This window comes from Candidatus Sordicultor fermentans, from assembly GCF_012728195.1.
Classification (GTDB): domain Bacteria; phylum Atribacterota; class Atribacteria; order Atribacterales; family Caldatribacteriaceae; genus Sordicultor; species Sordicultor fermentans.
Genome location: NZ_JAAYFP010000166.1, coordinates 1 through 9,637 on the forward strand (window position 1 = coordinate 1; position 9,637 = coordinate 9,637).

The 9,637-nt window shown below is 37.0% G+C and carries 9 protein-coding genes; 8 read left to right on the forward strand and 1 reads right to left on the reverse strand.

Annotated elements, in window-relative coordinates:
• Nucleotides 1-344 precede the first annotated feature (344 nt).
• The 8 genes from GXZ17_RS08475 (at nucleotide 345) to GXZ17_RS08510 (ending at nucleotide 9,265) form a co-directional block, all read left to right on the forward strand.
• Nucleotides 345-470 carry a helix-turn-helix domain-containing protein gene (locus tag GXZ17_RS08475; RefSeq protein WP_409376855.1) on the forward strand — a complete coding sequence of 42 codons (126 nt, stop codon included), beginning with the start codon at nucleotides 345-347 and terminating at the stop codon, nucleotides 468-470.
• Between the two features lie 3 nt (nucleotides 471-473).
• Nucleotides 474-2,912: a hypothetical protein gene (locus GXZ17_RS08480; protein WP_409376856.1), complete on the forward strand. Its 2,439-nt coding sequence runs from the start codon at nucleotides 474-476 to the stop codon at nucleotides 2,910-2,912.
• Nucleotides 2,899-3,804, forward strand: coding sequence for a hypothetical protein (locus GXZ17_RS08485; RefSeq protein ID WP_409376857.1), 906 nt, complete (start codon nucleotides 2,899-2,901; stop codon nucleotides 3,802-3,804). Before GXZ17_RS08480 ends, GXZ17_RS08485 begins: the two co-directional genes overlap by 14 nt.
• Nucleotides 3,801-4,151, forward strand: a complete 351-nt coding sequence (locus GXZ17_RS08490; RefSeq protein ID WP_409376858.1) for a nucleotidyltransferase family protein — start codon at nucleotides 3,801-3,803, stop codon at nucleotides 4,149-4,151. The genes GXZ17_RS08485 and GXZ17_RS08490 overlap by 4 nt, the downstream gene beginning before the upstream one ends.
• Nucleotides 4,148-4,555, forward strand: a complete 408-nt coding sequence (locus GXZ17_RS08495) for a HEPN domain-containing protein (RefSeq protein ID WP_409376859.1) — start codon at nucleotides 4,148-4,150, stop codon at nucleotides 4,553-4,555. The genes GXZ17_RS08490 and GXZ17_RS08495 overlap by 4 nt, the downstream gene beginning before the upstream one ends.
• A complete protein-coding gene (locus tag GXZ17_RS08500) occupies nucleotides 4,552-7,293 on the forward strand; it encodes a DUF1156 domain-containing protein (RefSeq protein ID WP_409376860.1) in 2,742 nt (913 codons plus the stop codon). The genes GXZ17_RS08495 and GXZ17_RS08500 overlap by 4 nt, the downstream gene beginning before the upstream one ends.
• A 170-nt stretch (nucleotides 7,294-7,463) precedes the next feature.
• Complete coding sequence (locus GXZ17_RS08505) at nucleotides 7,464-7,688, forward strand: hypothetical protein (RefSeq protein WP_409376861.1); 225 nt, start codon at nucleotides 7,464-7,466, stop codon at nucleotides 7,686-7,688.
• The gene (locus GXZ17_RS08510; protein WP_409376862.1) at nucleotides 7,685-9,265 is read left to right on the forward strand and encodes a DEAD/DEAH box helicase; all 1,581 of its coding nucleotides are present in this window, start codon (nucleotides 7,685-7,687) and stop codon (nucleotides 9,263-9,265) included. The genes GXZ17_RS08505 and GXZ17_RS08510 overlap by 4 nt, the downstream gene beginning before the upstream one ends.
• 174 nt (nucleotides 9,266-9,439) lie before the next feature.
• Here GXZ17_RS08510 and GXZ17_RS08515 read toward each other — a convergent pair.
• On the reverse strand, nucleotides 9,440-9,637 hold a 198-nt coding region (locus GXZ17_RS08515; RefSeq protein ID WP_409376863.1), incomplete at its 5' end, for a hypothetical protein.

Genomic DNA, 9,637 nt, shown 5'->3' on the forward strand with positions numbered 1-9,637 from the left:
CATAAACACACCTATCATGCTGGGAGAGTAATCGTGAAGCATGGTCACGATTGTATCCAGTAATAGCTACCAGGTTATCGAGCCTCTCTTTTTTTCTTTCTTGGATAATTTCTTATATCCTTAATTTCCTTCATAAACAATTTCTCTTCGTGTCTTCAAGAGATACCTCACCTCTAATCCCTCCCTTAAGAATATTCTCTTAAGGGAATAATAATTTAACTTTGATTTTTAGTTGAGGCAACGATACCATTTCACTTTAATTTTAGTTGAGGCAACTCGTTTCCTTGACTTTCTCTTCATAATCTATGAAAATATACTTATCCGCGTATAAAAGTGGGGCCGATATGAAAGATGAAATAATGACCATCAAAGACCTTACTATCTATCTGAGAATTAACGAGAAAACCATCTATAAACCTGCTAAACAAGGAAAATTGCCGGGTATCAAAACAGGAGGGGTATGGAGGTAAAAAATGATTCTGATTAAAGATATATTGAAACCCAGAAAAGAAATTGTTGAAGGTAAATTTCAGGGAGTAATGCAGTCCCATCAGGTAAACAGTGCTGAGGATCGGATTGAAAGTAATCCTGAAAAGCTTTTCGGGATAACATATATGTCATCAGCATTAAAAAGGGCATTAGAGCGAGTAAACGAAAAACTCACGGGTATCTCCAATCAAGGAGCAATCTTAATTGTCGGTCCTTATGGGGCGGGGAAAACTCACGGACTTATAACTTTATATCACACATTAAAGGAACCTCAAATCGCCAAAGACTGGCTAAGAAGTTGGAAAGTAGATATTGCCCTACCTTCTTCTACAAGAGTATGCATAATTTCTACTCGTAGGTGCGATGTAGATTTTCTCTGGGAACCTGTATTTTCCGGGTTAGGAAGAAGTGATATGCTGAGCAAAATTAAGCGGTTTCCGACGGTTGACCAGATTGAGGAAATTATTGGAGAAGATGTCTGTGCCATTTTTATCGATGAAATAGAAAATTGGTATGGATCATTTAACCCTGAAACACAGGCAGATTTAATCGAAAGAAATGAAACCTTTCTGGAGCATCTTTTTGAAGTTGCTAATGATCCCCATAAAAAGTTACTGGTATTTGTGACTTTTCTGGAAGAAAAAGAGGGCCTGGGGAAAATTTTCAATCGAACAAAACCAGTGAGGATAGATGTAAGTGCCGCTGAGGATAGAGAAAAGATCGTTCTATATCGTCTTTTCGAGAACCTGGATCAAAAAGATCCAAGACTGGTGGAAGAGGTCGTTCAGAGTTATACAGATAAATATTCTACGCCTATAAAAATTGAAAATCTATATAGTTATAGACAGAGAATGATTGAAACATATCCTTTTCACCCTTTAGTTTTAGAATCTTTAACTCAGATTTATGAAGCAGCCACTGAAAGACAGGATATAAGAGGGATGATGAATGTTTTAGCAGATGTGGTGAAAGATAATTTCCAGAGAAAGGATCTTCTTTTAGTCTGCGACTTAGACGAAAATGCCTTCAGGGGTATAGACCTTCAGTTGGTAGAGAAATATGACTATGATCTTGAAAGAATAAAAGATATTCCTTATGGAAAGGAGATCCTGAAATCAATTCTAATTTTTACTTTAAATGATAAGACGATGGGAGCAACTGAGTCTGACATTCTTCTTTCCGTTTTTAGTCCAACTCAAGGCCAAACTCTAAACGAACTGGTTATGGATCTCGAAAATGTATATGGGAAACCCCACTACCTACACAAAGAAGGAGATTTCTACAAATTTAGGCACGATTTGAATATCTTTGCTCTTCTGGAAAAGGAAAAAAAGAATATTAGTGACGAAAACATCAAAAATAAAATTGCTGAAATTACCAAAAAAGATGTATTTGAAAACAGAGTTTACATATACGGATTTGATAATATACCGGATGACAATAAGATTAAAATAGTAGTCTCTTTAGAATCGTGGGGCGAGAACGATAAATTAAAAAACAAATTGGATGATTTCTACAAAGGCAAGAATTGGCAAAATACTTATATCATTGTTTTACCCAATGCCGATGGTGCTTTATCACTTTATGAGGTTAAGGAAAAGACTAAGAGACTCCTTGCCGGGGAGTATCTACTTGGACAAGTAGAGGATAAGGATGGGAAAATACAAAAATTGATTTCTGAAGAAAGAGAGCAAATAAAAGATATGGTAAAGGCCTCCTATGGACGTATAGTAAAGTGGGTAGTGAGAGGACAAGAGTCTGTTCCAAGATTAATCAATGTTTCTCCTGACATAAGTGCTATAAGAGAAAAGGCGGGAAGTGATTTTTCTTTAGTTGGCGATTCCATACTTCAAGAAGTGAAAGATAAAGCTAACGGGATAAGACTTGAATTCCTGTTAAACGATTTTAAAAAGTTTAGACGATTTCCCCAAATTTTGGATGATGAGGTTGTTTTTACTGCCCTGAGAAACCTTCATAGAGATAAGAAAGTTGTAATCCAGGGTGACAGGGGAAAATGGTATATTGACGAGATACCCAGAACCCTGGAAAGCAGCTTTGTTGTTATTGACCCTAAATATGCTCCGCAATATGTAATAAATGGGACAGAGGTGGGAGAAATTCGAGAAAGTGGAGAGGAAGAGGAAGTGAAGTTTCCAGGAGAAAGAGAAGTGGAAGTGGAAGTGGAAGTGGAAAGGAGAGAAAAGAAGCTACTTAAGCTCGAGGGAAACTCGCCACGAGTCATGCTAAGTCAGGTTGAAGCAAGAACACAAGAAAAGGATTTGTTCACCAAAATAAGCGTCAAATATCAATTTGCAAAGGAGCTTTCCAAACAGGAAATTATGAAATTCATAAAACAACTCCCTCAAGAAGAAGCTGAAATTGAGGGAGAAGTAGAGTTATGGAGAGAAAGTGAAGATAGATAACGATTTCATAACATCGCTCATCAAATATGATAATCCTATTCCTCTGGTTTGGGAAAATCTGCTTAATATTTGGCTCAGTAAAGCAGATGACAATCTAGAAGAGTATTATTATCAAGGTGAGGAAGATGCTTCTTCGTTTGAGGATTTTCTTCTAAAAACTTATGATGAGTTTTTTACCAGAGTCCTGCCTAAAGCTTGCTGGAACGAGCCTTCGCCATTTCAGAAAGAAGATTCTGAGACCTGCTTTATAGTAATGGATGGAATGAGTATTCGCGAAGGTGTTTTGATATTTAAGACTATACAAAGACAAGGGATTGTGTCCAGGATAGACTATTCACTTTCTGCTATTCCATCAGACACTCAAAGTTTTAGAGAAAAAATTAAACCCGATTTATCAGGTAAAGAAAAATTTGTAGAAATTAGTAATCCCGGGGATATTAGAATCTCAGAGCAGGAGCGTTATATCTGGTCTTATTTCCCCGACGTTATGCTGGACAAAATCCAGGCGGGTCATGCAGTAATATCAAGTCTGGAGAATATGTATAAACCCTTAGAAAAAATTATTTTAGTAGTTTTAGAAAAGATTAAATCAAAAAAGATCATCATTTTGTCCGACCATGGCTACATCCGTTCCGAATCTGGATTCGCTTTTTCAGTTTCTGATTACCAGAAGAAAAAATTAAAAGAAGCTTTTGGAGGTTCAAGATACATTACAATGGATAAAGCCGATCTTTCAGACCTTGTAAGTATGGGTCTGGTGATAGATTTTTCGGGCTTTTATCTTGTCAAATCGCGATACATTTGGCCTGTGCCGGGAAAATACAACATTTATCTTCACGGTGGTGTAAGTCTTATGGAATGTTTTGTTCCTGTAATTGAGGTGGAGAAATGAAAGCTTTGCAGGAATTGAACCTAAAGGAAAATGAGAAAAAGGCGTTATTAGAACTAAAAGAAAGGATTATTGAAAAGTTTCCCGATGCTGAAATCATACTTTATGGTTCAAAAGCAAGGGGTGATGCTGATGAGGAGTCTGATATCGATGTTTTGGTTCTTTTAAAGGAAAAGGTAAATTGGGATATGAAAGAAGAGATTTTTAGCACTGCCTTCAAAGTAGAACTTAAGTATGATGTCATCTTTGGAGTGGTGGTCTATCAAAAACAATTCTGGGATTCTCCACTGGGAAAAGCAATGCCCTTGCGCTGGAATATTGATAGAGAAGGGATATATGTAGAAAGTTGAAAAATACAAATCTTGCTCTTATCAATTATAGAAGGAAAAAAGCTGCGGATACTCTAAAAGATGCAAAAATTATGTTCAATAGAGTAAGCCTTTTTACCACTGTAAACAGGATATATTATGCCGTTTTCTATGAAGTATCAGCTCTCTTGTTAACCAAAGATTTATCTTCCTCTAAACATAGCGGGGTGCGAGCCTTATTTAACCGGGAGTTTGTAAAGCCGGGAATTGTTAAAGAGGAATATGCTGATTTTTATAATAGGATGTTTGATTCGAGGCAAGAAGCTGATTACGGGGACTTTGTTGAATTTGATGAGAAAAAAGTTCGACAATGGCTTTGTGAGGCAGAAGATTTTATAAAAGAGATTGAAAAAATAATTTCAAAGACCGGGGAGGAAAATGAATGAAGCCTATTCCCATTGAAGTAGACTTTCCTATTGAGCAAGTTAACGAGATTGCAGAGAGAGAAGCTCATGCCAAGGAAAAGTTTCGTCCCATTTATTTTATCCATAAATGGTGGGCAAGAAGGTTGGGAAGTGTCTTTAGAACCATTGTGCTTTATAGCCTTCTTGACGAGAAGGCAAGAATCCTGAAAGACGATGGCATGTGGCGCCCGGTAACAAAGGAAGAGCTGGAAAATCCCTGGCTTTTATATCTTGAAGATGTTGACCTGGGCGGGAAGATTGTTCTTGACCCAATGATGGGTGGTGGCACAACAGTTGTAGAGGCGTTGAGGCTTGGCTGTAAAGTGGTGGCTCAAGACCTGAACCCGGTTGCCTGGTTTCTGGTGAAAAAAATGGTCGAACCTGTAGATATTGATTTACTGAAAGCGGGATTCAAGAAATTAGAGCACAAGGTAGCAGATGAAATAAAGCAATATTATCGCACCATCTGCCCTCATTGTCTGAAAAATTATTGCAAAGCCCAAAGAAAAAATCCAGAGGATGTTATAAGGGAAGCTTCGCAAAACCTGATAGAAGTGGAAAAACCACAAGAACTATATGGAAAATATCAGTTTAAAAATAAAGAACAGCTTTTTGAAAAAGATAAAAACATCTTCGCTGATACTATGTATTATTTCTGGATAAAGGAAATTCCCTGTCTAAATTGCGGGGAAGAAGTTCCTTTGTTCAGAGGATATATGCTTGCTCAAAAGAGAGGTGGCAGTGGCTATCATGTCTTCTGTCCTGATTGTGGAAGTCTTTTTGAGGTCGAGGATTACCGGAAAAACGCAATATGTCCTGAATGCAAAAGAGAATTCAACCCCGATAGCGATGGGAATGTAGACAGACAATACTATATATGCCCTGAATGTGGCCAAAAAAGCAAAACTGTAGAGGCAATTCAAAGAAAAGGTAAGCCCCCTGAGCGGCTGTATGCAGTTGAATATTATTGCCCCTCCTGTAATCAAAAAGGTTACAAACAAGCAGATGAGTTTGACCAGGTTTTATTTGAGAAGGCAAAAGATGAGTATATAAAAGTTGAGCCTGAATGGCTGGGGAGATACATACCGGATACAAAAATTCCTATGGGTTACAACACCAAGCAAATGATTAATCATGGTTACCAATACTGGAAGGATATGTTTAATGAGAGACAACTTCTCTCCCTGGGAAAACTTTTGAAAGTGATATTAGAACTGGACGTAGATGAAAATGTAAAAGAGTTTCTGGTAATTACGTTTTCGGAATGCCTTAACTTTTCAAATATGCTTTGCGAATATCAAAGGTATAAAAATCATATTAGGGATCTATTCAGAACCCATGCTTATCATCCCTCTATTAACCCTGTAGAAAACAATGTTTGGGGTACAAGTTTTGGGATTGGAGCATTTAACAATCAAGCTAAAAAAGAAATTTCGTGTAAAACATATAATACTAAGCCCTTTGAAAAATACATAAGCTCTGGTCAAACATTGGAAAAGCCGTCTAAAATAAAAATAGAGGGTAAAGCTGGGGATTTATTCAACGGTAATGGTAATATCCAGATTACCTGTGGTGATTCTTCCTATCTTGCTATTCCGGATAATTCCATTGATGCGGTAATTACAGACCCCCCTTATTATGGTAATGTGATGTATTCAGAACTTTCTGAATTTTATTATGCATGGCTTCGTCTTGCTCTTAAAGAGAAGTACGAATATTTCCAGAGTGAACACGTTCCAAATACTGCAGAGGTTATTGTAAACCATGTTCAGGGTAAAGAAGAGAAAGACTTTATTGAAGGGCTAACTGCGATTTTCAAAGAAGCAGGTAAAAAATTAAAAGACAATGGCATACTGGTTTTCACCTTTCATCATCAGAAAGAAGAAGCCTGGGGAGCAGTGTTGCAGTCTGTTTTAAATGCCGGATTCTATATTGCTTCTATTTATCCTGTGCAATCAGAAAAAAGCACCAGCACTCATATTTTTCAAAAAGCCAATGTCCGCTATGATATGGTGGTTGTCTGCCGCAAGAGAGAAGTCAAACCGGAGAGAAAACACTGGTCTCAACTTGAAGACCAGATTTACTTCAAGGTAGAAGATGAATTAAAGAGGCTGGAAAAGCACAACAAAAATCTTTCTCCAGAGGATGTTTTTGTGGTAACTATTGGTAAATGCCTTGAGGTCTATTCCAGGCACTATCCTGAAGTTTATAAAAGGGAAAATAAGGTTACTATTGATGAGGCACTCTCTTCGATAAGAGAAATTGTAGATTCGCAATTGATGCACACAAGATTTAATCAAGTTGCTCAGGACACAGATGCATTAACCGCTATTTATCTCTTTTATCTGGCAGAAAAAACAAGTATATCTTATGAGTCTCTTAATAAGGCATTGAAAATGAGGAATCTTGGAGCGAGTGAGGTGATTTCTGCAGGGCTCGTGGAAAGAGAAGGGTCACAACTTCTCGTTCTGACTCCTCTGGAACGAAAAGAAATACTGGAGTCAAAGCGAAGAGATAACTTTTCCGTCATTGATAAAGTCCATTATCTTTACTGCCTGTGGAAAGATGATAGGTTTTTCTCTTTCGAGAGAAATTTATCCAGTGATGAAAAATCACTATGGAAGAGCGATGCTGTACTTAAGGCGTTGGAGTATTTAGGCGAAGTAGAAAACGATAAAACCTATAGCGATATAATGAAAGTTATAAAGACGAGGTGGTAGAGATAAATATTGGCTTTAACATTATTCACAGGAGCAATCCAGATATTTTTAGAGAAAGAATAAGCATTATTCAGTTTCTTGGAGACCTAAATAGAGGTAGTAAATTCCCGCCTGATTTTGCAGTTTTCGGGCTTGATAGCCTTCTTTACTATGTTGAGGACAGAGAAAAAATGGCTAAATATATAAGGCATACTCTTCAAGATAATGCTAATTATCTTACCTCAGGAAATTATATCATTCAAATTGTCATAGAAGGCGATATAAAGGTGGTGGAAAGTGACGAAAAACCCAGAGTGGTCTACAAAGATGAAGAGTTTCCTCTGTATTCTGTAATAGGTAGATTGAAGCGAGTGGATTTAAAACATTTTTATGCACCGCTTAATCTTCAATCATGAAAGAAAAATGGGAGAGCTGGCACCTTCATCATCTGGCAAGAAGAGCCGGAGTCTTTGGTATAGAGGAGAAGTTTGTAAACATTCTGGAAAAAGCAGGATGGTATCTTGCAAAAGATGGAAACATTCCTCCCTCATTCTATCCCATTTTAGAAGATTCATTTAAAAGGCTTGCAGAAATAAAAGATTTCGACAAAACCTGTGATGAAAAAGATTGTCCTGTATGCAGGAAAATAAAGAGAGATTATTTTGTAGATGTTGCCCCCTTAAAACCTTATGAACTTCCTATAGAGCTTTATAGATGGCAGAAAGAAGCAAAGAAAGTCTGGTGGGAGAATAATGGAAGAGGGGTGGTAAAAGTAGTTACAGGCGCAGGTAAAACCATACTTGCTTTATCCTTAATCTCGGATCTTTATAACTCTGCTGCTTATAAAGAAGGTGGTCTTAAAACCATAATCATTGTGCCTACTTTTCCTCTTCTTGACCAGTGGCTTATGGGGCTTTTAGATAAGCTGAATATTCCCAGGGGAAAAATAGCACTATTTTATGGCAAGGAAAAAGAACCCCTCGAGGGAAAAACCTTTATACTCTACATCATAAATTCAGCAAGAGAGCACATCGAAAAACACGCTCAAACCTATTTCAAAAATGATGATACTTTCTTAATTGCTGATGAATGTCATCGTTATGGTAGCAAGGAAAATTCTAAAATTTTTAAAATAAAATTCTCTTACACACTCGGGCTTTCTGCAACACCAGAGAGATTTGGTGACCTTGGTTTTGAGAAAAAAATTGAACCAAATCTGGGAAAGATAATTTATTCCTATTCATATAGTGACGCCTTAAGAGATGGAGTTATCCCGCCATATAAACTGGTAAGAATAAAAGTGAGCTTAAAAGATGAGGAATATCTTCAATATGAAGAATATACAAACCAAATAAACAAATTATTAAAGCTTTTGTTTTTTAAATATCCACAGTTAAAGATGGTGAAACCTTCTGAATTTTTTAAAGAATTAAGCCTCTTATATGAAAAGACAAATGATAATATGATTACCCGTTACACTTCTTTATTGATTAGAAGAAAAGAGTTAATTCATATGTCAAAATCCAAACTGGAGGCTTTAAAATGGCTTATATCTAATGAGGATCTAAAAAATGAAAGAGTTTTAATTTTTCATGAGAGAATCGAAGAGGCTGAGAAGATATATAGATACCTTAAAGAACAAGAATTTAAAGTTGGGATATATCATACTAGTATGCCCCTTTACCAGAGGTTGGAAAATATCTCTGGTTATAGAAAAGGAGACATTAATATCCTCGTTTCATGTCGGGCTCTTGATGAAGGCTTTGATGTACCGGATTCAAACATAGGTATTATAGTTGCTGGAACAAGTAGTGTAAGACAGTGGATTCAGAGAATGGGCAGAATTTTGAGAAAAACTCCTGGTAAAGAATTTTCTAAAATTTATGTTATATTTATTGACATAGTTGAAAGAGATGTATTTAAAGAAAGAGAGCTTGTGGAATTTGAAAAAGAAGCCTTAAGCGTGGAATCTATTAATCTGACTTTTAAATAGCCCCTTCTTTTTGCAACTGGACAATTTTCCCTGCTTAGCAAGCCTATATCAGTATAGTTCCCTAAAAGCTATTATAGGGGCAGAAGTAAGCTTAAAAAGCAAGCTATATTGGGTTAAAAACCATCGAGGGAGAAAGCATCCCTCAGTAAAGGTCTCTGGATTCCCACCTCCTCGTCACCCCGGCGACTTTCGAGCCGCTTTTAGCCTGCCCCTGAATGTATTTATTGCCCCTTGTTCGTCACCCCGGCAATCTTTAAGCCGGGGTCCACAGTATTTGAAAACCAAAGAAAAAGCAAAAACCTCTGGATGCCTGATAAAAGATTTCAGGTATGACAGAAGGAGGGGGTCATTCCTGAATGGTTCTATCAGGGG